We start from the raw sequence: 23,468 nt of genomic DNA on the forward strand, positions 1-23,468 counted from the left end.
AGGGCGAAAATCGCGCAAAGTGTACCACGCCGGAGATTCCATGAGCCAACTTGAACTGACCGATCGCACGCTGACGCTTCAGCGCTTCCCGCCGATGCGCGAAGAGAGCCCGCTACAGGCGTGGGACGCCGCAGATGAATATTTGCTGCAGCAGGCGCTGCCGGCAGGCCCGGTGCTGGTATTCAATGACAGCTTTGGCGCGCTGACCTGCGGGCTGAACGATCGGGAAATCTGGCACGTCAGCGACTCGTGGCTCAGCCAGCAGGCCGCCCGGCAGAATCTGCGTCTCAACGGTCTGGATGAAGCGTCGGTACACTTTCTTGATAGCCTGGCGCCGTTGCCGGCTGCCCCGGTGGCGGTACTGATTAAGCTGCCCAAAGCGCTGGCGCTGCTTGAACACCAGCTGCGTGCGCTGCGGACGGTCGTCACGCCGGATACCCTGATTCTGGCGGCCGGTAAAGCCAAAGATATCCATAATTCCACGCTGCAGCTGTTTGAACGCATTCTCGGTGAGAGCAAAACCTCGCTGGCGTGGAAAAAAGCGCGTCTGATTTACAGCCATTTCAGCGCCCCGGCGCTGGCGGACGTGCCGGCGACCACCGTGTGGCCGCTCGACGAGACGCCGTATCACATCCACAACCACGCCAATGTGTTCGCCCGTGCCGCGCTGGATATTGGCGCGCGCTTCTTTCTGCAACATCTGCCGCACGATATTGAGGGCGAAATCGTCGATCTCGGCTGCGGTAACGGCGTGATCGGCCTGCAGGCACTGGAACAGAATCCGCAGGCCGAGGTGCTGTTCGTCGATGAATCTTACATGGCGGTGGCTTCCAGCCAGCTTAACGTTGAGCTCAACCGGCCACAGGATCTGGCGCGCTGCCAGTTTCGGGTTAACAACGTGCTGAGCGGTTTTCCGTCGGACCGGCTGCATGCGGTGCTGTGCAATCCGCCGTTCCATCAGCAGCACGCGGTGACCGACCACCTGGCGTGGCAGATGCTGCGTGACGCCAAACGCTGCCTGCAGTATGGCGGCGAGCTGCGCATCGTCGGCAACCGCCACCTTGGCTATCATCAGAAAATGAAGAAGCTGTTTGGCAACTGCGAGCTGGTGGCCTCTAACGCCAAATTTGTGGTGCTGCGTTCGGTCAAGCTGCGTTAATCACAGGCTGAGCGCCAGTTCGGTGGCCTGAGCAATGGCGCGCCGTGCATCCAGCTCCTGCGCGACGTCGGCACCGCCGATCAGCCGCACGGCTTTGCCGCGTGCGGCCAGCGCCTGCGCCAGCGTACGCAGCGGTTCCTGACCGGCGCAAATCACGACGTTATCTACCGCCAGCGTCAGCGCTTCCCCCTGATGGCGCAGGTGCAGCCCGTCATTATCAATCTTCAGATACTCGACATCGCCCCACATCTGCACGCCGTGCGCCTGCAGGCTGGCGCGATGGATCCAGCCGGTGGTTTTCGCCAGTCCGGCGCCCGGTTTGCCGGATTTACGCTGCAGCAGCCAGATCTGGCGGTCGGCAGGAGCCGGCTGTGGACGCACTAAACCGCCGCGCGCCTGCAGGCTGCGATCGATGCCCCAGCTTTGGTAGAAGTCTTCCTCGCGATCGGCGTGCTGCAGCAGAAACTCCGCGGTGTCGAAACCAATGCCGCCGGCACCGATAATCGCCACGCGCTGGCCAACCGGTTTTTTGTCGCGTATCACCTCGAGATAGCTCAGCACGCTGGGGTGATCGATGCCCGGAATCGCCAGCTGGCGCGGTGTGATGCCGGTCGCGATGATGACTTCATCCGCCTGTTCCAGTTCGTCGGCGCTGACGCGATGATTCAGGCACAGCTCAACACCTGCGGCTGCCAGCTGATGGCGGAAATAGCGCAGCGTTTCGCTGAACTCCGCCTTGCCGGGGATCTGGCGGGCAATATTAAACTGGCCGCCAATCTGCGCATCGGCTTCATACAGGGTGACGTGATGGCCGCGCTGCGCCGCCTGCAGCGCGAACGCCATACCGGCCGGACCGGCACCTACCACCGCCAGGCGTTTTGGCTGCGCGGCGGCGATGACCGGCATCAGCGTTTCATGACAGGCGCGCGGATTGACCAGGCAGGAAGTGACCTTGCCGGCAAAGATTTGATCGAGACAGGCCTGATTACAGGCGATGCAGGTATTGATGGCGTCGGGCTGGCCCGCCTGCGCTTTGCTGACAAACGCGGCATCGGCAAGAAATGGCCGCGCCATCGACACCATGTCGGCAATACCGTCGCGCACAATCTCCTCCGCTACCTGAGGATGATTGATACGGTTGGTAGCGATAACCGGTACGCTGACGTGCTGGCGCAGATGCTGCGTGACCCAGGCGAAACCGGCACGCGGCACGCAGGTGGCAATGGTGGGAATGCGTGCTTCATGCCAGCCAATGCCGCTGTTGAACAGCGTCACGCCGCGTTGCTCCAGCGCCGTGGCAAGCTGCAGCGTCTCCTGCAGTGAGCTGCCGTTATTCACCAGGTCGAGCATCGACAGGCGAAAAATAATGATGAAGGCTTCGCCGACGGCGGCGCGCACCGCCTGCGTCACTTCCAGTGCAAAGCGCTGCCGCCGCGCCACATCACCGCCCCAGCCGTCGTCGCGCTGATTGGTATGGGCGACCAGGAACTGATTAATCAGGTAGCCTTCGGAACCCATGATTTCGACACCGTCGTAACCGGCCTGCTGCGCCAGCCGGGCGCAGCGCGCGAAATCCGCGATGGTTTGTTCAATCTGCGCTTCGCTCAGTGCCTGCGGTGTAAACGGGTTGATGGGCGCCTGTAACGCCGAGGGCGCCACCAGATCGCGCTGATAGCTGTAACGTCCGGCGTGCAGGATCTGCAGCGCAATTTTGCCCCCCTGTGCATGTACCGCATCGGTTATCTGGCGGTGCCAGCCGCACTGGGTTTCGTCTGTGAGCATGGCTCCGCCCTGCGCCACCACGCCCTGCGCATTGGGCGCGATGCCGCCGGTCACAATCAGCGCAACGCCTTCCCGGGCGCGCTCGGCGTAGAAGGCAGCGAGGCGCTGAGCGCCATCAGCATGCTCTTCCAGACCGGTGTGCATTGAGCCCATCAGGAAACGGTTTTTCAGTTGCGTAAAGCCCAGATCCAGCGGGGCAAACAGATGCGGATAACGCTCAGTCATGATCACTTACTCAGTGAGTGGTCGGATGAGTGAACTCTAGCGGGAAAAGTGCGGGCTGGAAATTTGCGGCGCTCAGCCTGTGAGAAACATCAAAAAAAAGCAGGGCGGCAAGTCGCAGACGAAAGTATCGGACCACTTTCGCCAGGCACGGGAAGAAACCTGCGCGCCCTGTAATGGCATGAAGATTGGGCTAATAAATTAGCTCTGTGGTTATAAATTCCTGTATGACTCAATCTCTATAACAATCCCGGGTGAGGACGAGGTGATGATGCCATGCCTCAGTCGAATTAATCCGCAAGACTGGTCTTGATTTTGGCTTCAGCAGGCACCGTTTCGCCGTGCCAGTTCGATAATATCGACCAGATTCTTTGATTCGAGCTTTTGAAAAATTTTAGTTTTATAAGTACTGATAGTTTTGTTATTTAATCCTAATTCACAGGCAATGATTTTATTGGATTTTCCCTGCGCCAGCTGACGTAAAATAAGCGTTTCCCGCTCGGTCAGGCGCGACAGCATATCCTGTTCATTAACATAACGCTGGCGCCGGTCAAGAATATCGCCGGGCAGATAATTTACATTGTTAAATACGCAGCCAATGGCGGCGATCAGCGTCTGAATCGGATCGTATTTCGACACGAAGCCGTTAGCACCCTGACTAAGCGATTGTATAAGCAGGTGATTGTTACTGCTCTGACTGAGCAGAATGACTTTCATCCAGGTTTTAGATTTTACGATATCGCGTAAAAAGGCGATGCCATTTTTCTCTTTGAAATCAGGATCTAAAATCAGGATGTCGATGTGCTGATGAATAACATCGTCAATACCATCATTAATTGTGTTTGCTGTAGTGACACAATTAAAGCCATTCATTAATAATAAAGCCTGCACCCCAGCCGCAACAAGGCGATGCTCATCAACGATGAGAATTTTTGCATTAAACATAGATCTCCCTTTTACGACACCGATATGATGGCGCTGGCGGACATTATGTCTGGCGGCTTATCCCGGCGAACCGAGAAATGTCTTGATAAGATTATGTTTTTATAAAACCTGCTGATTTTTCAGCCGATATTGTTCAAAGATAATTAATGTTTCATTGACGGCGTTAATTTCGCACGCGATGGCGGCAATCAGCTGCGCGACATCGTGTCCTTCCTGCTGGTGTTTCTCCAGCTTGCGCCCCAGCTCCATCAGCGCGCTGGCATTAAGAATACTGGCACCGCCTTTCAGCTTATGGCCAAGCTGTGACAGCGCGTGAGCATCAGTGGTTTGCTGCAGCGCCGCCAGCAATTCATCGTGGCTGGTGCGAATACTTTCCAGCAGGGTGATGCAGCTGGCGGGATCGCGCTCAGCCAGCTGCATCAGCAGCGGCGCAAAAGTCGGAACCGCCACAGGGGCCGGCAGCGCGGCGACGGCGGTATCAGCAACAGGTTGCCCGGTTACGCCGGCTGCAGCCTCGCTGTCAGGAGCGTTTGGCGTGCGGCGCGGACAGTGGGTGATTTGCGCCAGCAACGTATCCAGATTCAGCGGCTTGAACAGACAGTCGTTCATGCCAGCCTGCAGGCAGCGCTGCATGATGTGCTGCTCGGCGGAGGCGGTCAGGCCGTATAGCGTGATCGGCGGCAGATGATGGTGGCGTTCATGCTGGCGCAGCGCCTGGGCAAATTCAAACCCGTTCATACCGGGCATATTGCAGTCGGTAATGATCAAGTCAAAGCGCAGCGGATCCTGCTGCCACAGTTTCAGCGCTTCGACGGCGCTTTCGCTCACCACCACCTGATGGCCCGCCAGCTCCAGCTGTTTACCCAGCAGCAGGCGATTAGGCGCATGATCATCAATCACCAGCACTGACAGCTTGTCGGTGACCAGCGGCTGTGACAGATGCGGTTGGGTTTGATCGCGCGGTTCGCCGGCCGGCGCGCGGAAGTAGAAGGAGAACACCGATCCTTCACCTGGCGTACTCTCCACAATCAGTTCGCCATCCAGCAGCTCTGCCAGATTGCGGCAGATGCTCAGGCCAAGACCGGTGCCAATCTGCTGCTGCTGACGTTCACCGACCTGGACAAATGGCTCAAAGATCGCCTGCTGCTGCTCCTCAGTCATGCCGCAGCCGTCATCGCTCACTTCTATGACGAACTCACAACCTTCCTCTTCCTGGCCAATCCCCTGCATCAGCACCACGGTTACGCTGCCGCGATCGGTAAATTTAATGGCGTTACTCAACAGGTTAGACAGGATCTGGTTGATCATCAGCGGATCGGTCTGTACCCAGTAGGCCGCGATGTCCATCTCTACGCGCAGATCGATCCCTTTGCTTTCGGCCTTGTTGCGGAACAGCGTCACCGCCTGATCGATCACATCCGGCAGGTAAACGGTTTCCGGCGTGGGTTGATACTGGCCAGATTCGATCTTTGACAGATCGAGGATATCGCCGATCAGCGACAGCAGCGCACGCGCCGAACTGTAGGCGACGCGAATATTCTCTGACAGCGTCTCACACGGCTGCGAGCGGGTTTCCAGCTCCAGCAAACCAATGATGGCGTGCAGCGGCGTGCGGATCTCATGGCTCATGCTGGCGAGAAACTCACTTTTGGAGCGGTTGGCTTTGTCTGCGGTGTCCTTGGCCAGCTGCAGCTCCTGCAACAGCGCGTTACGTTCGGTGACATCGACCCAGCCGCCGATCACCCCGGCAACTTCCCCCAGCCGATCGCGAAACGGCAGCGTCCAGTGGTACAGATGGAAGGCCTGCTGGCCAAACATCAGCTGGACGTCGCGCATTACCGCTTCACCATCCAGCAGCGTTTGCTGGTAACCATCTTCAATGGTATGAATGCTGGCGTTATTGGTGTTGAACACGTCCGACAGTCGTTTACCGATTACCTCGTCGCGTTTGATGTGCAAAAAGCGCAGATAGGCATTGTTACAGTCCACCAGCCGCGTTTGCTTATCGCGGATGTACATTGCCACCGGCGAGTCATTAAACAGCGTGTGGGTAAAATTGAGCTGATTTTTTAGCGCATTCTCTGCCTGCATACGCTGCTGAATCACTTTGCGCAGATGGTGGTTCCACAGCAGGATCAACAGAATCAATCCCAGCGATACCGAAACGATCAGCAGAATCGTTTGCTTATAGTTCTGCCACGAGCTACTGAGAAACGGCGGTTCCGCCTGACGCCACTGCGCCATCAGCTTAAACAGCGTTTCCGGCGGGATGGCCAGCAACGCTTTATCGAGAATGCTGATCAGCGTCTCATTGCCTGGCTCTACGCGCATCACAAAGCGTGCGGGATCGGCGCCCAGCGTACCCTCGACGATCAGCCCGCTGCCAAAATGGTTGCGCAGATGATAGTCGGCAAAAATTTTCGGCACGATCACCGCATCGACCTTGCGCGCCAGCAGCTGGCGCAGCGCATCCAGCGGACGATCGGTATCGCTGACCGACAGGTGCGGATAGTGCTCCTGCAGCCAGCTTTTCATTAGCGGATTTTTTAGCATCAGCGCCGAACCAAACGGAAAGGTGTCGCGCGCCATAATGTTTCCCGGCTGCTGATTGCGGATGATCACCCAATGCGAAACCAGCCACGGACGCGTAATCAGAGCCGGTTGTGCTTCGAACTGTGGCTCCAGAATTTCCAGCGGAAACAGCTTTGGCAGAGGACGTCCGCCGGGGTGTTCATTACTGGCGTGCGCCACAAAATTCAGGCCGGTCTGGCTGGTGATCAGCTCCAGCACGTCCGGCGCCATGCCGCGAAACTGCTCTGCCGGCGTCCGGCTACTGAGCGGTGCCTGTGCCAGCGGCAAGGTGGTCTCGATGTGTATGTTGTTTTGCAGCCACTGCTCTTCGTCGGCGGTCAGCGCCAGCGGATTGCGTTGTAGTACATGATGGGGATCGAGCTGCCAGCGTTTGGCAATCTGCATGCGGATAGACAGCGGAATCTGCGGCAGCGCCTGGTTGATGGCGTCGGCCAGCGCAGGATACAGCGGACTGATGCCGAAACCGACGTTGAGCGGAATCGTATGCTCATCGGCCAGAATAGTAAGCGCGTTGGCAAACAGATAGCGGTTGAGGTGTGTCAGCGTCGCCGCATTTCCCCAGACGCGCGCCGTCTGACCATAAACGGTGGCGGCGACGGCATCATAGTAGCCCGGGAAACGCACCAGCTGCGCGTTTTCGTATGTCTCTTCCAGGTACTGGCGCTGCAGCGGCGTGCCTGACCAGGCGATTTGCTCGGGCATGCCGTTATTGAGAAAAAGGTCGCTGTCGGTCTTCAATCCCATCACGCTGTAATCCAGCATCCACGGGGCGCTGGCCAGCAGCGGCTGCGACTGTGACGATGGCTGGGCGACGTAAATCGCCAGCATATGCATTTCGCCTTTCAGCACCGCCTGCTGCGCGGCGCTATGACTCGGGAAGTGATAAAGCTCAATACTGGTCTCCAGCATGCTTTGAATCAGCGACAGGTAGTCGGCGCTCAGGCCTTCGAAGCGGCGCGTATCGGTATCCATATATATTGGTGGCTGTGATTTACCGGCCACTGCGACTTTAATCACTTTATTTCGAAAGGCAGAAGAGATGGGCTCAGCCAGCTGCAGCGCGGGCTGTGCGGTATCGTAACGCGCTAAAAGCTGCAATGGTTTGACCTGCGCCTGCAGCGCGCCGGCAAAAAAAATAAACAGGACCACGCCCGTCAGACGGATGAAATTAACAGGATTAAACACCGTGCGTTCCTGAAGAAAATAAAGTCATTAATGCCGATAAGGGAAAAGGAGTATAAAGAGATTTTTCCCGCCTGCCTGATCTAATGCCGCATTAAGGATATTTTGCGACCATTCTCGAATGTTTAACTTATTATTAACATCCGTGGTTTTTTTTAGATATTGCTTTTGCTTTGATTTCAAATATTTCAACGGTTTATCCATAAAATGACCTTTCAAGACAATTCTTATGTGGTCCATTCGCAGAGTTACGTCAGAATTTTCGCAGTTTTTCCGGGGCCGCTAACCGCTGCTGTCCATTCATCTGGTAAAACTACCTTTTAATTAGCGGTAATAAGTTAAACGCGTAAGCAAAATTCTAATTTTTGTTAACCTGGTGACGTTTGGTTTAAACCGTTGCAAGCGATTTTCCCGGCAGCGGTCAGCGCATACTTTCAGGTCATTTTCACTGGTGTGGTTATCAGTACTGGACAAAATTGAGACTGTAATAAAGGAATAAAAGAATGGTATATGCACATAATAAACAGGTGCGTGTCGCTGTCCTTGATGATCACCCGATGGTTCGTACCGTTTTCGAGTTATGCCTGAAACACGAACCCGATATTCATCTGGTCGGGACCTGGTCTTCAAGTAATGAATTGTTTAGTCAGCTGCGCAGCACTACGGTGGATGTGCTGGTGCTGGACTTTTTGCTGGGCGAGCGGGAACTGGATGGCCTGGCCCTGGTGAAACAGCTGCGAAATCACTATCCGCAGCAAAAGATATTGATCTCATCGTCCATGGAGAGTCCGGCGATTGTCAAAATGGTGCTGAGCGCCGGCGTTAAGGGCTTTATTGGAAAAAGCCACAATATGCAGGAGATCGTCCAGGCGATTCGTCAGGTGGCGCAGGGGCGGCTATTCCTGTCACAGGAAGTGGCGTACGAGGTGGAAAACCTCTACGTGATGAATGAAGACGCCATCAACGAAAACCTCGATCTCTCCAGCAAAGGCAATATGTATGAGAAGGTCAAAACCCTCAGCCCGCGCGAAGTAGAAGTGGTGCGCTGTTTTCTGGATGGGCTCAGCGTGTCGCAAATTGCCGTGAAGTTTAAACGCAGCCGCAAAACCGTCAGCGGACAAAAGCAGTCGGCGCTGAAAAAGCTCGGCCTGCGCTCAGATTCGGAATTGTTCAAATACAGCCACGACCTGATGTCGGGCAGCTAATCCTTCTTTAAGGCGGTCAGGGATGGCCGCCGTCTGCTTTTCCGCCTCTCTGCATCACGTTCCCGGTAACAGCCGTTTTGTAACATCGCTTTGAGTGATGTTCGTCACAGTTTCGCCGGCCGTATCCCGCTGTGATAGCCCCCATTGCTACAGCACTGAAGGGGCTACGATGAACATTGAAACGCAATCCTGCGTCATTACCGGCAAAAAACAGGTCAGCGTCGCACAGCAACAGGTGCAGTGGGACGGCACCGGCACGCTGGTGCGCATCACGCGCGGCGGCATCTGCGGGTCCGATCTGCACTACTATCAGGAAGGTAAAGTCGGCAGCTTTGAAGTGAAGATGCCGATGATCCTCGGCCATGAAGTGATCGGCTACGTGGTGGAGAGCGACGATCCGCAGCTCCAGCCCAATCAAAAAGTGGCGGTCAATCCCTCAAAGCCGTGCGGCAGTTGTAAATACTGTCTGCGCGAGCAGCAAAATCAGTGCACCTCAATGCGCTTTTTCGGCAGCGCCATGTATCTGCCACACGTGGATGGCGGCTTCACGCAATACAAGGTGGTCGATAGCGTGCAGTGCGTGCCGTTTCCGCAGGAGGCCGATGACAGCGTAATGGTGTTTGCTGAACCGCTGGCCGTGTGCATCCACGCCACGCAGCAGGCGGGCGATCTGAGCGGCAAAACCGTGTTCATTTCCGGCGTCGGGCCGATTGGCTGTCTGATTGCCGCCGCTGCCAAAGCCCGTGGAGCTGCAGAGATTATTTGCAGCGATATCAGCGAACGCTCGCTCAGCCTGGCGCAGCAGATGGGCGCGACCGGGGTGATCCACGCTGCTGACGGTGATTTCATGCCTTACCTTGCAGATAAAGGCTTCTTCGATGTCGCTTTCGAGGCTTCCGGCCATCCATCTTCGCTGCAGCGCTGTCTCGACGTGGTGTGCGCCAAAGGCACGCTGGTACAGGTTGGCATGGGCGGTACGATTCCGGATTTCCCGCTGATGATGCTGATCGCCAAAGAGATCAATCTGGTCGGTTCTTTCCGTTTCACCCACGAATTCAACACGGCGGTTGACTGGCTGGCAGGCGGCGTGGTCAATCCGCTGCCGCTGTTCAGCGGCGAGTATGACTTACAGGATATCGACGCGGCGCTGCAGTTTGCCGGTGATAAAACCCGGGCGGCGAAAGTCCAGTTAACGTTTTAAGGAGTCAGTATGAGTCAGCTATTTTCCCTGGCGGGCAAGCGTGTGCTGCTCACCGGTTCGGCGCGCGGCATCGGTTTTCTGCTGGCGCGCGGTCTGGCGGAGGCGGGCGCGGAGGTGATCATCAACGCCACCACCGAGTGCGGCGCAGAGCAGGGCGCGGCGAAACTGCGCGAGCTGGGTTATCACGCACGGGCGAAGGCCTTTGACGTCACGCAGTCGGCGCAGGTTCAGCAGGCGGTGGAGGAGATTGAAAGTCAGTGGGGCGCGATTGATATCCTGGTGAACAATGCCGGCATTCAGCGCCGCCGGCCGTTTCTCGAGTTTCCCGAGCAGGACTGGAACGACGTGATTGCCGTCAACCAGACAGCGGTGTTTCTGGTGTCACAAACCGTGGCGAAAAGAATGGTGCAGCGTCAGCGCGGAAAAATCATCAACATCGGCTCAATGCAGAGCGAACTGGGCCGCGACACCATCACGCCCTATGCCGCCTCCAAGGGCGCGGTCACCATGCTGACGCGCGGCATGTGCGTGGAGCTGGCACGCCACAATATTCAGGTTAACGCCATTGCGCCGGGCTATTTCGTCACCGAGATGACCCAGACGCTGGCTGACGATCCGGCCTTCACCGGCTGGCTGACCAAACGTACGCCGGCTGCGCGCTGGGGCAAGCCGGAAGAGCTGATTGGCGCGGCGGTGTTCCTGGCGTCGGGCGCATCTGATTTCGTCAATGGCCATCTGCTGTTTGTTGATGGCGGTATGCGCGTCGCCGTGTAATGGCGTGGCGCGGCTGGCGTAATTGCCGGCGCGCGCCTAAACCTTAAACACCCCTCTGTATTCCTAAGGATAATAAAAAATGCCAATAACCATAATTGTGCTGGGTGTGATACTGCTGCTGGTTCTGATGATTGTCTTCAAGGTCAACGGCTTCATTGCGTTGGTGTTTGTCTCGGCGGTGGTAGGTATCGCCGAAGGCATGACGCCGCTCAATGTGATGGCCTCGATTCAGAAAGGTATTGGTTCCACGCTTGGCGGCCTGGCGATGATCCTCGGCTTTGGTGCCATGCTCGGGCGGCTGGTGTCCGATACCGGCGCTGCCCAGCGGGTGGCCACCACGCTGATTGCCGCGTTCGGTAAACAGCGGCTGCAGTGGGCGCTGGTGGTCACCGGACTGATCGTCGGTCTGGCGATGTTCTATGAAGTCGGTTTTGTGCTGCTGCTGCCGCTGGTGTTCACCATCGTGGCGGCAGCCGGACTGCCGCTGCTGTACGTCGGCGTGCCGATGGTGGCAGCGCTGTCGGTGACGCACTGCTTCCTGCCGCCGCATCCCGGTCCAACCGCCATTGCCACCATCTTTGGTGCCAATCTCGGCACCACGCTGCTGTACGGCTTAATCATTACCATCCCGACGGTGATCATTGCCGGCCCGATCTTCTCAAAATTCCTCAAAAGCTTCGAAAAGTCGCCGCCGGAAGGGCTGTATAACCCTAAAATTTTCACCGAAGAGGAGATGCCGGGCTTCTTTATCAGCATCTTTGCTGCAGTGATTCCGGTGGTTTTGATGGCGATTGCGGCAGTTTGCGAACTGACGATGCCGAAAGAGAATGCGCTGCGCCAGTTCTTTGAATTTATCGGCAACCCGGCGGTGGCGCTGTTTATCGCCGTGGTAATTGCGGTGTTCACCCTCGGTCTGCGTAACGGGCGCAAAATGGAGCAGGTGATGGATATGTGTGGCGATTCGATTGCCGCCATCGCCATGATCGTCTTTATCATTGCCGGCGGCGGCGCCTTTAAGCAGGTGCTGGTAGATAGCGGTGTCGGTAATTACATTGCCGATCTGATGAAAGGATCGTCGCTGTCACCGCTGCTGATGTGCTGGACGGTGGCGGCAATGCTGCGCATCGCGCTGGGATCGGCCACCGTCGCGGCGATCACCACCGCCGGCATCGTGACGCCGATCATTGCCGCCACCCATACCGATCCGGCGCTGATGGTGCTGGCCGTTGGTTCGGGTAGCGTGATCGCCTCGCACGTGAACGATCCGGGTTTCTGGCTGTTCAAAGGCTATTTCAACCTGAGCGTGGTTGAAACGCTGAAAACCTGGACGGTAATGGAAACGCTGATCTCCATCCTCGGCCTCGCCGGTGTGCTGGCGCTCAACGCCATCATTCACTAAGGCCCGCGCTTCACAGGGAGGTGAAGCGTGCTTACGCGCGGCGGCGAATCCACGAGAAACGTGACTGATAGCCGCTGTCAAAATGGGTGTTATAACGATAGCTCGATCCCGCCTCCGCCATGCAATAAGTACACACCGCCACGCGATCAATCTGCGCCGCCGGGATGCCGCGCTGTAACAGCAGGTCCTGCGCCAGCTGAGGCAAATCAAACCATACTCCCTGATGATGCCCCCGCGCCTGAGGTCGGATTGCCTGCGGATTATGCGGCTGTTGCTGTGACCAGCTTAGCGCCGGCAGGTCCGGGCGCTGCTGCATCTGTGCGATGCGATCAACGCCCAGCTCATAGCAGCACGGGCCGATTGCCGGACCGATCGCCACCAGCAGGGATGCCGGTGTCGCGCCACCCGCCAGCAGCTGATCGAGGGCACTGCTCAGCACGCCGCCGAGCGTACCCTGCAAGCCGGCATGTACCGCCGCCACCTGATGCGTTTTCACATCGGCAAACAGCACCGGCAGACAGTCAGCGGTGTAAACCGCAACCGGCTGATGATCGTCACTGATCACCCCATCGGATTCACAACTTTTCGGCGGCCGGTTTTGCCCGGCCAGCACCACTTTTGCGCTGTGCCGCTGCTGTCCGTACGCCGCAGCGGCCGGTGCCGGCTGACCGGCAGGCTGAAAGGCATACTCCAGCCAGCGTTGACTCTCCAGCAGCGCCGAGCGCGGCCCGCGATTATCCATAAGTGTCTCCTGTGACCTGACCCCGGTTTTCCTCTGCCCACAGCTTACGTTAACTGCTACATTTTTAAAGCTTTACAAAAACTGACCATAATCACTTAAGGACGACATGATGAAAAACACCTCCTGGCTGGCCGCGGCAGGCTTGATTGCCCTGACGCTCACCGGCTGTGCCCAACCGCAAAAACAGCAGGCTCAGCAGCAACTCGGTCAGCAGTCAGTGCTGGCAGTCAACTGGTTCCAGCAGTCTGGCGAGTATCAGGCGCTGAGCTGGCAGGCGTTCAACACGGCACGCATGGCGTTCGATAGCGCCCCTTCGCTCACCGGCAAACCCAAAGCGGTGATTGTTGATCTGGATGAAACCATGATCGATAACAGCGCCTACAGCGCGTGGCAGGCAAAAAACGGCCAGCCGTTCTCCGGTAAAACCTGGTCAGCGTGGACGCAGGCGCGCCAGGCGACCTCGGTGCCCGGTGCCGTCGAATTTGCCAACTACGTGAATAGCCACGGCGGCACCATGTTCTACGTCTCGAACCGCGATCAGAAAGACTACGCGGCCACGGTCGATAACCTCAACAAGCTGGGCTTCAGCGGCGTAAGCGACAAAACCGTGCGTCTCAGCACCGGCAACTCCAACAAACAGGCGCGTTTCGACGCGATTAAAAACGCCGGCTACAACGTGGTGCTGTACATCGGCGATAACCTGAATGACTTCGGCGGTGCCACCTGGCATCAGGGCAACGCGCAGCGCCAGCAGTTTGTCACGCTCAACCATCAGCGTTTTGGCACCCAGTTCATTGTGCTGCCAAATCCACTGTACGGCGACTGGGAGAGCGGCATGGCTGAAAACTACAATAAGTTAACCCCGGAACAGCAGCTGCAGGTGCGTGAATCCCGCATGAAAGCCTGGAACGGTAAATAATTCGTCAAGCGAAATAGCGCCTGCCCTGGCGGGCGCTTATCGCAGGCAGTCAGCGCCAGTGATATTTACGTTTCTTTGTAATTATTATTCTGCTTATCATTTTCCCGATCTCTTACTTAATCCTTCCGCCGCCTTCAGTGAAATATCATCGCAAATAACGTTAAAACCAGCTGATAACACTATTCATAAATTTAGTAATTAGGATTTTTCTCAGCGAGCAGAGCATAATCCACCATACCAGCGTAAAGGCGCAAAAGTTTTACGTGTATATATTTGTCAGCGCATCCGAAAGGCGTTTTAAAAATTAATTTTAATAATCTGATTATATTGATTTTTAATAAGGGACTCTCTTTTTGCGTCACTTGCATTAACTTACTTTGCCATGACATTTGCTGACACTTATTTTACATAAGGTCGCTTCTTCTGCCTGGCTGAAATATTCCTGGTGCAAATAAATTCATAAGCGTCTATAACCAATTTCTGTGAGAAAGCGCCGTATTCACCTGCCACAGAACGCTAAAACCGTGCTGCGCCATGCATTTATTTGCCCGGAAGCGCTATTTGCGGATACAGAGAGAAGATAATTGTGACGACCCTTAAACCCTTATTAGCGAAAAATCGCAGTTGGGCACTCCAGCGCCGCGAGCGTAATCCAGATTACTTTGAACAATATCTGCATCAGCAGAAACCCCACTCCCTGTGGATTGGCTGTTCCGACAGTCGCGTACCGGCAGAAGTGCTGACCGGCTCGCATCCGGGCGAGCTATTCGTGCACCGCAACATCGCCAATATGGTGCTACCGGACGATGACAACTTTCTCAGCGTACTGCAGTACGCGATTTTTTATCTCGGCGTCGAGCGCATTGTGCTGTGCGGTCACTACGGTTGCGGCGGCGTGCAGGCGGCGCTGGGTCTGCCTGCCAGCCCGTTAGCGCAGGAGGATTCGGCGCTTGCCCGGCGCATTGCCGCGCTGCGCCGCGCGTTGCAGCACGGGCTGGTGGCCTACCACGCCAGTCCCGCGCAGGAAGAGGAGAGCAGTAAGCTTAACCAGCTGGTTGAAGCCAATGTCATCGCCCAGTTTAGCCAGCTGGTGCGCTGCGAGCCGGTGCAACAGGCCTGGCAGGCCGGACAGCAGCTGGATGTATTTGGCTGCGTGTATGACCTGCAGTCCGGCCATCTGAAAGAGTTAATCCAGCAATCGTCAGAGGAACCCTCATCATGAATCTGCAAACGCTTCGTCAGGATATTCCTGCTGGTCTGGTGGTGTTTCTGGTGGCGCTGCCACTGTGTCTGGGCATCGCGCAGGCCAGCGGTCTGCCGCCCTTTGCCGGTCTGCTCACCGGAGTGATCGGCGGTCTGCTGGTTACCGCGCTCAGTCCCTCGCGCTTTGCCGTGAGCGGCCCGGCGGCGGGGCTGGTGACCATTGTTGTGGCCTCAATCCAGACGCTCGGCAGCTTTTCCGCGTTTCTCACCGCGCTGATTCTGGCTGGCGTGCTGCAGTGCATGCTCGGCCTGCTGCGCGCCGGTCGTTTTATCTCACTGGTGCCAGGCAGCGTCATCAAAGGGATGCTCGCGGCCATTGGCCTGCTATTGATTATGCAGCAGATTCCGGTGGCGCTGGGCGCAGCAAGCGATGCCGGTCTGCTGTCGCTGGTCAGCGGGGAGTTTTCGTTTTCGCTCAGCGCAATGCTGGTGGCCGGTAGCGGGCTGCTGATTCTGTGGCTATGGACCACGCCCGCGATCAAAGCGGTTAAAGCGCTGAGCTGGATGCCCGGACCGCTGGTGGCGGTGCTGTTTGGTTGCCTCGCCACGGTGTTGGGCGATCGCCTGTTTCCCAGCCTCGGCGAAGGCCTGCCGCGTATCGTTCTGCCGGCGTTTGACAGTATGTCGGCGCTGGTGGCGGAGCTGGAAACCCCTGACTGGCTGGCGTGGCAGAATCCGTCGGTGTGGGTGGTAGCGATTACGCTGGCGCTGGTGGCCAGCCTTGAAACGCTGCTCAGCCAGGAGGCGCTGAAAAAACTGCGTCCGCAGCACCCGGCGCCGTCACCGAATAAAGAGATGTTCGCGCAGGGCATCGGTAACCTGACCGCCGGCTTGCTCGGTGCGATGCCTATTACCGCGGTGATTGTGCGCAGTTCGGTCAACGTCAGCGTTGGTGCCCAAACCAAACTGTCGATTCTGCTGCACGGCGTGCTGCTGCTGATTTGTGGCTTGTGGTTCAGCGCTCTGCTTAACGCGATTCCGCTCGCCAGCCTGGCGGCGGTGCTGCTGTATACCGGCTATAAGCTGGCAACGCCGCGCCTGTTCGTCGAACAGATTCGCATGGGCGCGCAGCAGTACGTGCCGTTTCTTGCCACCATCGGCGGTATCATTGTGTTTGGCATGCTGGCCGGGATTGGTATCGGTATCGCGACGCAGATTCTGTGCAGCATCTACCAAAGCCATCGCAACGCGCTGCAACTTACCCGCTATGACGACCATTACGTGCTGCGCTTTCAGCAAAACCTGACCTTTATGCACAACCCGAAGTTGCAGGGGCTGCTGGCGGAGATCCCGGAAAATAGCGTGGTGATTGTCGATCACGATAACGCCGAGTATATGGATCCGGACGTGAAAGCGGTGCTGCAGGATTTCGGGGATAGCGCCGGTGAGCGCGGCATCCGGCTGAGCCAGTGGCCGGTGGCGGTGAAATAACGTTCCCGCGCGCAGTCATGCAGTTTTTTTCGCCAGAATCGGATATCCCGGATATCCGATTTTTTTATTTATACGGCATAATTGCCGATCACAGCGCCTGCCTGTTTCACTCCCTTTTGGCAGGGCTGGTAGCTCGTCTCTGGCTTTCATGGCAGAGTGAGCGCCGCTCAGTCGCAGAGCAGGGCGACGAACACCGGTTTAATTAGCGAATTATCGCACGGATTTTTCAGGTTAAATGATTGCTGATGCCAGCGACGGATGGCAGCGATTTCAGGTTACAAGGTTCAGACGTATGCGCGTTAAGCTGTTTGAAGAGAATAATGTTAAAAAGAATGCTCTTTCGCTGTGTCTTATTACGCTGTTCTTCTGCTTTATTGGCAGCCACCTGCGTATTCCCGAAGAGTTTTCCCTGTTCTGGCCAGTGAATGCCCTTATCGCCGGGTTGATGGTGCGCAACCCGTTTTTACACACCACCTCCAGTTATCTGGTGTGTTTTGCCGCCATGATTTTCAACGATACGGTTTTTTCCGGCTGGGCACTGCCAGCGGTGACGATTAATTTTGCCAATATCCTGTTTATCCTGGTGTCAGTCAGCATGCTGATTAAGCATCTGCAATCGCCAACCGCAAACAGCCAGGTGTTCAACGCCATGCGCATCTTTCCGGCGTGCCTGCTCGGCGCGGCAGCGTGTGCCACCTGGGGTGCGTGGGCGCAGGATATCGACTTCAACGCGCGCTTTGTGGTGGCGTGGGCCGACTGGTTCAGCGAGCAGTTCTCCACCTCGCTGATGCTGCTGCCGGTGATGCTGACGCGTCCGTTGCGCAGCGTGCCGCTGCGGACGCTGGTACACCCGGCCAGGCTGCTGCCGCTGCTCGCCGTGGCGCTGTCGCTCACGGTGGGGGCGCTGATTGGTGGCGCGGGCAGTCTGACTTTCCCGGTGCCGGCGCTGATCTGGTGTGCCATTGTTCTGCCGATTCCGATCACCAGCCTGGTGATTCTGTTCACCGGCATCACCGAGATCGTGCTGGTCTCGCACGGCGTGATGAATATTCAGGGCGATGATTCGCTGCTGCCCATCAGCCATCTCACTTCCGCACGGCTCGGTGTGGCCACCGTAGCGCTCAGCCCGCTGCTGGTGGCGGTGAGCATGGACGCCATTCGCCAGCTTAACCATCGCCTGGCATTGCGCGCCAATTATGATTTCCTCACCCAGCTACTTTCGCGCTCCGGCCTGTATGAAAACCTGCGTCAGCAGCCGTTTTCCCTGCAGCGTGAGGCCGGCGTGATTATGCTGGATGTCGACTACTTCAAAGCCATTAATGACAATTTCGGCCATGATGCCGGCGATAGCGTGCTGGAGGAGATTGCGCGTCGTATTCAGCACGTGGTCGGCAGTCGTGGCCTGGTGTGCCGCTTTGGCGGCGAAGAATTCGTGGTGGTGGTGTTTGATTACACCCACAGCCAGCTGTTTCAGCTGGCTGAAGTGATTCGTCAGGCAATGGTGAAAGAGAAGTTCTGGATTCAGGGCAACACCGTGACCGTGACGGTCAGCCTCGGCCTGGCGCGCGGCGGTGCGGTTAACGAACGTGAATGGCCGGGGGTAATCAACCGGCTGGTGTCAGCGGCTGATAAACACCTTTACGTTGCCAAGCGCAACGGCCGCAATCAGACCTCACCGGCAATCGCGCCGCGCAGCATGGCGCATGACGTGGCCTGAGCCACGCCATCGCAGGTTACACGCTGCTTTTCAGCTGGCTGGATTGCTGATGCCGCTGCTGCGCCAGCTCAATCAGGCGGGTAATCAGATCGCTGTAGCTCAGGCCGGCCGCCTGCCACAGTTTGGGATACATGCTGATGTTGGTGAAGCCGGGTAAAGTATTCACTTCGTTGACAATAATGTCGCCCGTTTCGGTGAGGAACACATCGACGCGCGCCATGCAAAAGCACTCCAGCGCCTGAAACGCGGTAATCGCTACAGCCCGAATGGCCTCGCTGGCTTCCGCACTGATGTCAGCCGGTACCACCACCTGCGCGCCGCTCTTGCTGATATATTTGGTGTCATACGAGTAGAAGGCGTCGTGCACCACAATTTCACCGCACGGGCTGGCTTCTGGCGCCTCGTTACCCAGCACCGCACACTCAATCTCACGGCCGCTGATGCCCTGTTCAATCAGCACCTTGCGGTCAAAGCGGAACGCCAGATCCAGCGCCGCGTCGAATTCGTCCGGCTGCGTCACTTTGCTCACCCCAACGGATGATCCCTGATTGGCTGGCTTGATAAACAGTGGCAGGCCAAAGCGCGCGATCACCGCCTGCACATCCAGCGCTGCGCGCTGCGTCTGGGTGACGCTCAGCCACGGTGCCACTTTCAGGCCGGCATCGCGCAACAGGCGTTTAGTGAAATCTTTGTCCATGCTGACCGCGGAGCCCAGCACATCCGACCCGACAAACGGCAGATTGGCCATGCGCAGCAGTCCCTGCAGCGAGCCATCTTCGCCCAGCGTGCCGTGCACAATCGGGAAGATGACATCCAGCTGCGACAGTGGCTGCGCCTGCTGCCGCGTAATCAGCTGTTCCGCGCGGCTGCCGGGCACCAGCGCCACGTTTTCACCGGAGCGGTTCAGGGCAATCAGCGCCGGATTGTCGGCGTTGAGCAGAAAGCCTGAAGCGTCATTGAGATGCCACTCGCCCTGTTTGTCGATCCCCAGCAGGACCACGTCGTATTTGTTTTTATCGATCGCCTCAAGAATATTTTTGGCCGACTGTAACGACACTTCATGTTCGGCCGACTTGCCGCCAAATACGATACCTACCCGCTGTTTTGCCATTGCTCTTTGTCCGGTTGCAGTAAAGCGAGCAGCTAAGATAACACGCCCAGGACAGCGCTCAACAGCGCCGCGATTATTCTGCAATCGATCGGTCGCCAGACCGCATTCAGTCGGGCTTTCTCCGCTTTATTCATAAATATTCTCCACCGTTTGAGACAAGTCTTGGACGGCCTGAAAGCTGCCTTCTGTCAGAATTTTCCCAATTCAAAGAAAAGTCTGCGGTGGACGATGCGTCCACCGTTTTTTGTCAGGTTTACAGGAGTCGGGAAATGATGGACCAGAAGCAGAATGCCGTGGAGCAGGATGCGCGTTCTGTTGCTCGTATCGAAACCACCGTGGATGACACGCTGTTAAAAAGCGTGGCGTGGATTTGCAAACACTACAAACGCGAGAAGAGTGAAGAGGCGCTGGTCGCCGGTCTGCCAAAAGCGACGCTGCTGTCGCCGTCGCAGGCGATGACCGCTCTGGAGAACGCTGGCATTACCGGCGGCATGGTCGAACGCCGCCTGCAGGATCTGCCCGAGCAGCTGATGCCGATGATACTGCTGCGGCAGAACGGCGGCGGCTGCATTGTGCTGTCGCGGCGCATTCACACCAATGAGGACAATCAGCGCGAGCTGCGCTTCCAGCTGATCATGCCGGAGGTGAGTGATAAAGCGGTGGAGATGAGCCTGGCGGAGCTCAACGAGATTTACGCCGGCTTTGCGGTGATGGCGAAACCGGCGGCGGTACTGGATGAGCGCGCCAGTGAAATGCTGCCGGAGGTCAAAGGTCACTGGCTGTTCAGCACCCTGTGGCGCTACCGCCGTTACTACCGCAGCGCCGCCATCGCCGCCGTGCTGATCAACGTACTGGCACTTTCCAGCATCTTCTTCACCATGAACGTCTACGATCGCGTGGTGCCGAACCAGGCGTTTGTTACGCTGTGGTCGCTGGCGATTGGCGTCACCATCGCCATGATCTTCGAAGCCATTACCCGCTTTGTGCGGGCGCATCTGCTGGACATGGCGGGCAAAAAGGCCGACCTGGTGCTGGGCAGCATGCTGTTCCGTCAGGCGTTGTCGATCCAGATGGAGCACAAGCCGGCCTCATCAGGCACTTTCGCCAACCAGATCCGTGAATACGAATCGGTGCGCGATTTTGTTGCTTCGGCGACGCTGGCGGCGATTTCGGATCTGCCGTTTATCCTGATGTTCGTCGGCGTGATCTTCTTTATCAGCGGTCCGCTGGCGATTATTCCGTTGATGATGATCCCGCTGATCATCATCGTCAGCGCCGCGATCCAGTGGCCGCTGGCGCGCATCATGAAAGAGAATCTGCGCGATGCGTCGCTGAAACAGGGCGTGCTGATTGAGTCGGTTGAAGGCATGGAAACGCTGAAAGCCGTGGGCGGTGAAGCGCATATGCAGCGCCGCTGGGAGAACTTCAGCGCGCTGCAGTCGGCTAACTCAATGAAGTCAAAACGCTATTCGACGCTGGCAACCGGCGTGGTGACCTTTCTGCAGCAGTTTCAGACCGTGATGCTGGTGGTGGCCGGGGTTTATCTGATCAACGCTGGCACCTTCACCATGGGTGCGATGATCGCCACCGTGATGCTGGCCAGCCGCGCCACTGGCCCGCTGGGTCAGGTGATTGGTCTGGCGGTGCGTTATCAGCAGGCCAAAGCGGCGCTGACCTCGCTGAATAAGCTGATGAAGATGCCGGTCGATCGCGACAGCAGCAAAACCTACCTGACCGATCCGCCGCTGACCGGCGAGATCTCGCTGAGCAATGTCAGCTTCTCCTATCCGGCACCGCCGATGAAGCCCAATCCGGAAATCCTCAAAGATATCTCGCTGACCATTAAGGCCGGTGAGCGCGTGGCGATTCTTGGCCGCATCGGTAGCGGTAAATCGACGCTGTTACGCGTGATGGCGCGTCTGTATCAGCCGGTGAAAGGGCAGATCTCCGCCGACGGACTCGATGTTAACCAGATCGATCCGGCCGACTGGCGCAAAGCAGTGGGCTTCGTCAGCCAGGATGCGCGCCTGTTCTACGGCACGCTGCGCGAGAACGTGATGATTGGCCGGCCGGATGCCACCGCGAATGAACTGCTGCGTGTGCTGAATCTGACCGGTCTCGATCACGTGGCGGCGCGCCATCCGAGCGGCATCAACCTGTCGGTCGGTGAGGGCGGTGAAGGGCTGTCGGGCGGTCAGCGTCAGTTAGTGTCGCTGGCGCGAACCCTGCTGACGCGGCCCAAAGTGCTGCTGATGGATGAACCGACCAGCGCCATGGACAGCATGACCGAAAGCCAGTTCCTTGCGCATCTGCGTCGCGCCAGCGAAGGCCACACGCTGATCGTCGTGACGCATCGTCCGTCAATTCTGGCGCTGGTCGACCGCATCATCGTGGTTGAGGAAGGAAAAATTGTCGCGGATGGCCCGAAAGAGCAGGTGCTGGCCGCGCTGGAAGGTAAAGGTAAAACCCGCCAGCCGCCGCGTCAGGCGGTAGAGCAGGCGGCGCGCGCACCCGCGCCGGCTAACGATGCTTCGGCAACGTCAGAGCCCGCCGTCGCCGCGGCAGAGGAGGCCGCAGTATGATCAAGTTAATGCCATGGCGCAGCCGCAGCAAAAATCTCTCAGCTGCGGATGCCGAATTCATGAATGACGTGCAGGCGTCCCTGCTGTCGCAAACCACGCCGGGATCGAAACTGGTGATGTGGATCATCATCGCGGTGATTGGCATCGGTCTCACCTGGGCAAACTATGCGCGGGTAGAGGAGATCACCAAAGGCGACGGAAAAGTGATTTCCCGCAGCCGCGAGCAGGTGATTCAGAGTCTGGAAGGTGGCATTCTCGCCGAAATGAACGTGCGTGAAGGCACGGTGGTCAACCGGGGCGACGTCCTGCTGAAAATCGATCCGACGCGTGCGCAATCAAGCTATCGTGAGGCGCTGAGCAAGGTGATTGGCCTGAAGGGCAGCATTGCGCGTCTGCGTGCCGAAGCCTACGCGCAGCCGCTGACGTTTGACGAGCAGGTGAAGAGCGATCCCGCCGTGGTTGCGCAGGAGACCAAAGCCTATGAATCACGCAAGCGCGCGCTGAACGACAGCATTAACTCACTGCAGCGCAGCTATGCCCTGTCGATGCGTGAAATTCGCCTGGCGGAGCCGCTGGCGGCGAAAGGATTACTGTCTGAGGTTGAACTGCTGCGCATGCAGCGCCAGGCGAACGACATCCAGGCGCAGATTGTCGAGCGGCGTAACCGTTACCAGTCTGATGCCAACACCGAACTGGCGCGGCTGGAGCTGGAGCTCAGCCAGGTAAGCGAAAACCTGATTGGCCGCGCGGACGTGGTCGAGCGCACCACCATTACCGCACCGGTGCGCGGCACGGTGAAAAACGTGCGCGTCAACACCATCGGCGGCGTCATTCAGCCCGGTGAGCACATCCTGGAAATCGTGCCGCTGGAAGAGCAACTGCTGGTGGAGGGGAAAATCCGTCCTTCTGATGTCGCCTTCCTGCGTCCGGGGCTGCCGGCCAAAGTGAAAATCACCGCCTACGACTTCGCCATCTACGGTGGACTGGATGGCCATGTGGAATACATCAGTCCGGATACGCTGAAAGACGATCAGAAAGCCGCTTCCGGCCGCCCGGATGACACTTATTACCGCGTGTTGATCCTCACCGATAAAAGCACGCTGCACGCAGGCAATAAAGATCTGCCGATCATTCCCGGCATGGTGGCCACGGTGGAAATCCGCACCGGCGAGAAAACCATCCTTGATTACCTGCTGAAGCCGGTACTTAAGGCGAAAGAAGCCTTCCGCGAGCGTTAATAAC

At 57.5% G+C, this 23,468-nt stretch carries 17 protein-coding genes; 11 read left to right on the forward strand and 6 right to left on the reverse strand.

Going from position 1 to position 23,468, the window contains the following annotated elements:
• Positions 1 to 40: 40 nt before the first annotated feature.
• Positions 41 to 1,159, forward strand: a complete 1,119-nt coding sequence (gene rlmG / locus C1N84_RS02305; RefSeq protein WP_264441938.1) for a 23S rRNA (guanine(1835)-N(2))-methyltransferase RlmG — start codon at positions 41 to 43, stop codon at positions 1,157 to 1,159.
• On the opposite strand, the gene C1N84_RS02310 is transcribed toward rlmG, so the two are convergent.
• The 4 genes from C1N84_RS02310 to C1N84_RS02325 form a co-directional block, all read right to left on the reverse strand.
• Positions 1,160 to 3,166, reverse strand: coding sequence for an NADPH-dependent 2,4-dienoyl-CoA reductase (locus tag C1N84_RS02310; protein ID WP_264441939.1), 2,007 nt, complete (start codon positions 3,164 to 3,166; stop codon positions 1,160 to 1,162).
• Positions 3,167 to 3,484: 318 nt separating this feature from the next.
• Positions 3,485 to 4,108: a response regulator transcription factor gene (locus C1N84_RS02315; RefSeq protein ID WP_021509694.1), complete on the reverse strand. Its 624-nt coding sequence runs from the start codon at positions 4,106 to 4,108 to the stop codon at positions 3,485 to 3,487.
• Between the two features lie 99 nt (positions 4,109 to 4,207).
• On the reverse strand, positions 4,208 to 7,885 hold the full coding sequence (locus C1N84_RS02320; RefSeq protein ID WP_264441940.1) for an ATP-binding protein: 3,678 nt from the start codon (positions 7,883 to 7,885) through the stop codon (positions 4,208 to 4,210).
• Between the two features lie 27 nt (positions 7,886 to 7,912).
• Entirely contained in the window at positions 7,913 to 8,086 is a 174-nt protein-coding gene (locus tag C1N84_RS02325) for a hypothetical protein (protein ID WP_158252665.1), read from the reverse strand.
• A 299-nt stretch (positions 8,087 to 8,385) separates the two neighbouring features.
• Here C1N84_RS02325 and C1N84_RS02330 point away from each other — a divergent pair, with 299 nt between their 5' ends.
• The 4 genes from C1N84_RS02330 to C1N84_RS02345 all read left to right on the forward strand — a co-directional run bounded on the left by C1N84_RS02330 (position 8,386) and on the right by C1N84_RS02345 (position 12,461).
• Entirely contained in the window at positions 8,386 to 9,087 is a 702-nt protein-coding gene (locus C1N84_RS02330; protein ID WP_058759838.1) for a response regulator transcription factor, read from the forward strand.
• Positions 9,088 to 9,256: 169 nt separating this feature from the next.
• Positions 9,257 to 10,288 (forward strand): L-idonate 5-dehydrogenase, encoded by a 1,032-nt coding sequence (gene idnD, locus C1N84_RS02335; RefSeq protein WP_262257050.1) that lies wholly within the window; start codon positions 9,257 to 9,259, stop codon positions 10,286 to 10,288.
• 9 nt (positions 10,289 to 10,297) lie between these two features.
• On the forward strand, positions 10,298 to 11,062 hold the full coding sequence (gene idnO / locus C1N84_RS02340) for a gluconate 5-dehydrogenase (protein WP_262257052.1): 765 nt from the start codon (positions 10,298 to 10,300) through the stop codon (positions 11,060 to 11,062).
• 79 nt (positions 11,063 to 11,141) lie between these two features.
• The gene (locus C1N84_RS02345) at positions 11,142 to 12,461 is read left to right on the forward strand and encodes a gluconate:H+ symporter (protein ID WP_058771315.1); all 1,320 of its coding nucleotides are present in this window, start codon (positions 11,142 to 11,144) and stop codon (positions 12,459 to 12,461) included.
• A 31-nt stretch (positions 12,462 to 12,492) separates the two neighbouring features.
• Here C1N84_RS02345 and C1N84_RS02350 read toward each other — a convergent pair whose 3' ends face one another.
• Positions 12,493 to 13,203 (reverse strand): polyphenol oxidase family protein, encoded by a 711-nt coding sequence (locus tag C1N84_RS02350; RefSeq protein ID WP_264441942.1) that lies wholly within the window; start codon positions 13,201 to 13,203, stop codon positions 12,493 to 12,495.
• A 109-nt stretch (positions 13,204 to 13,312) separates the two neighbouring features.
• Between C1N84_RS02350 and C1N84_RS02355 the strand changes: the two genes are divergently transcribed.
• The 4 genes from C1N84_RS02355 (at position 13,313) to C1N84_RS02370 (ending at position 18,533) form a co-directional block, all read left to right on the forward strand.
• A complete protein-coding gene (locus C1N84_RS02355; protein ID WP_132464582.1) occupies positions 13,313 to 14,122 on the forward strand; it encodes a 5'-nucleotidase, lipoprotein e(P4) family in 810 nt (269 codons plus the stop codon).
• 580 nt (positions 14,123 to 14,702) lie between these two features.
• The gene (locus C1N84_RS02360) at positions 14,703 to 15,344 is read left to right on the forward strand and encodes a carbonic anhydrase (RefSeq protein WP_159378467.1); all 642 of its coding nucleotides are present in this window, start codon (positions 14,703 to 14,705) and stop codon (positions 15,342 to 15,344) included.
• Positions 15,341 to 16,816 carry a SulP family inorganic anion transporter gene (locus C1N84_RS02365; protein WP_201449178.1) on the forward strand — a complete coding sequence of 492 codons (1,476 nt, stop codon included), beginning with the start codon at positions 15,341 to 15,343 and terminating at the stop codon, positions 16,814 to 16,816. Before C1N84_RS02360 ends, C1N84_RS02365 begins: the two co-directional genes overlap by 4 nt.
• Positions 16,817 to 17,108: 292 nt before the next feature.
• Entirely contained in the window at positions 17,109 to 18,533 is a 1,425-nt protein-coding gene (locus C1N84_RS02370; protein ID WP_394541706.1) for a GGDEF domain-containing protein, read from the forward strand.
• A gap of 16 nt (positions 18,534 to 18,549) precedes the next feature.
• Here the strand turns inward: C1N84_RS02370 and ddlA are convergent, their stop codons facing one another.
• Positions 18,550 to 19,644 carry a D-alanine--D-alanine ligase gene (ddlA, locus tag C1N84_RS02375; RefSeq protein WP_264441944.1) on the reverse strand — a complete coding sequence of 365 codons (1,095 nt, stop codon included), beginning with the start codon at positions 19,642 to 19,644 and terminating at the stop codon, positions 18,550 to 18,552.
• 269 nt (positions 19,645 to 19,913) lie between these two features.
• On the opposite strand from ddlA, the gene C1N84_RS02380 reads away from it, so the two are divergent.
• Together C1N84_RS02380 and C1N84_RS02385 are read left to right on the forward strand one after the other, a co-directional pair.
• On the forward strand, positions 19,914 to 22,226 hold the full coding sequence (locus C1N84_RS02380; protein ID WP_394541707.1) for a type I secretion system permease/ATPase: 2,313 nt from the start codon (positions 19,914 to 19,916) through the stop codon (positions 22,224 to 22,226).
• Positions 22,223 to 23,464, forward strand: a complete 1,242-nt coding sequence (locus C1N84_RS02385; RefSeq protein WP_058759830.1) for an HlyD family type I secretion periplasmic adaptor subunit — start codon at positions 22,223 to 22,225, stop codon at positions 23,462 to 23,464. Before C1N84_RS02380 ends, C1N84_RS02385 begins: the two co-directional genes overlap by 4 nt.
• Positions 23,465 to 23,468: the final 4 nt, after the last annotated feature.

This window comes from Pantoea sp. SGAir0418, assembly GCF_043529865.1.

Bases quoted from the DNA above. Each gene is read 5' to 3' on its own strand.
- C1N84_RS02310 (WP_264441939.1), bottom strand. From the start codon at position 3,166: ATGACTGAGCGTTATCCGCATCTGTTTGCCCCGCTGGATCTGGGCTTT.
- C1N84_RS02345 (WP_058771315.1), top strand. From the start codon at position 11,142: ATGCCAATAACCATAATTGTGCTGGGTGTGATACTGCTGCTGGTTCTG.
- idnO (WP_262257052.1), top strand. From the start codon at position 10,298: ATGAGTCAGCTATTTTCCCTGGCGGGCAAGCGTGTGCTGCTCACCGGT.
- C1N84_RS02355 (WP_132464582.1), top strand. From the start codon at position 13,313: ATGAAAAACACCTCCTGGCTGGCCGCGGCAGGCTTGATTGCCCTGACG.
- rlmG (WP_264441938.1), top strand. From the start codon at position 41: ATGAGCCAACTTGAACTGACCGATCGCACGCTGACGCTTCAGCGCTTC.
- C1N84_RS02350 (WP_264441942.1), bottom strand. From the start codon at position 13,203: ATGGATAATCGCGGGCCGCGCTCGGCGCTGCTGGAGAGTCAACGCTGG.
- C1N84_RS02380 (WP_394541707.1), top strand. From the start codon at position 19,914: ATGATGGACCAGAAGCAGAATGCCGTGGAGCAGGATGCGCGTTCTGTT.
- ddlA (WP_264441944.1), bottom strand. From the start codon at position 19,644: ATGGCAAAACAGCGGGTAGGTATCGTATTTGGCGGCAAGTCGGCCGAA.
- C1N84_RS02330 (WP_058759838.1), top strand. From the start codon at position 8,386: ATGGTATATGCACATAATAAACAGGTGCGTGTCGCTGTCCTTGATGAT.
- C1N84_RS02385 (WP_058759830.1), top strand. From the start codon at position 22,223: ATGATCAAGTTAATGCCATGGCGCAGCCGCAGCAAAAATCTCTCAGCT.
- C1N84_RS02370 (WP_394541706.1), top strand. From the start codon at position 17,109: ATGCGCGTTAAGCTGTTTGAAGAGAATAATGTTAAAAAGAATGCTCTT.
- C1N84_RS02315 (WP_021509694.1), bottom strand. From the start codon at position 4,108: ATGTTTAATGCAAAAATTCTCATCGTTGATGAGCATCGCCTTGTTGCG.
- C1N84_RS02325 (WP_158252665.1), bottom strand. From the start codon at position 8,086: ATGGATAAACCGTTGAAATATTTGAAATCAAAGCAAAAGCAATATCTA.
- idnD (WP_262257050.1), top strand. From the start codon at position 9,257: ATGAACATTGAAACGCAATCCTGCGTCATTACCGGCAAAAAACAGGTC.
- C1N84_RS02365 (WP_201449178.1), top strand. From the start codon at position 15,341: ATGAATCTGCAAACGCTTCGTCAGGATATTCCTGCTGGTCTGGTGGTG.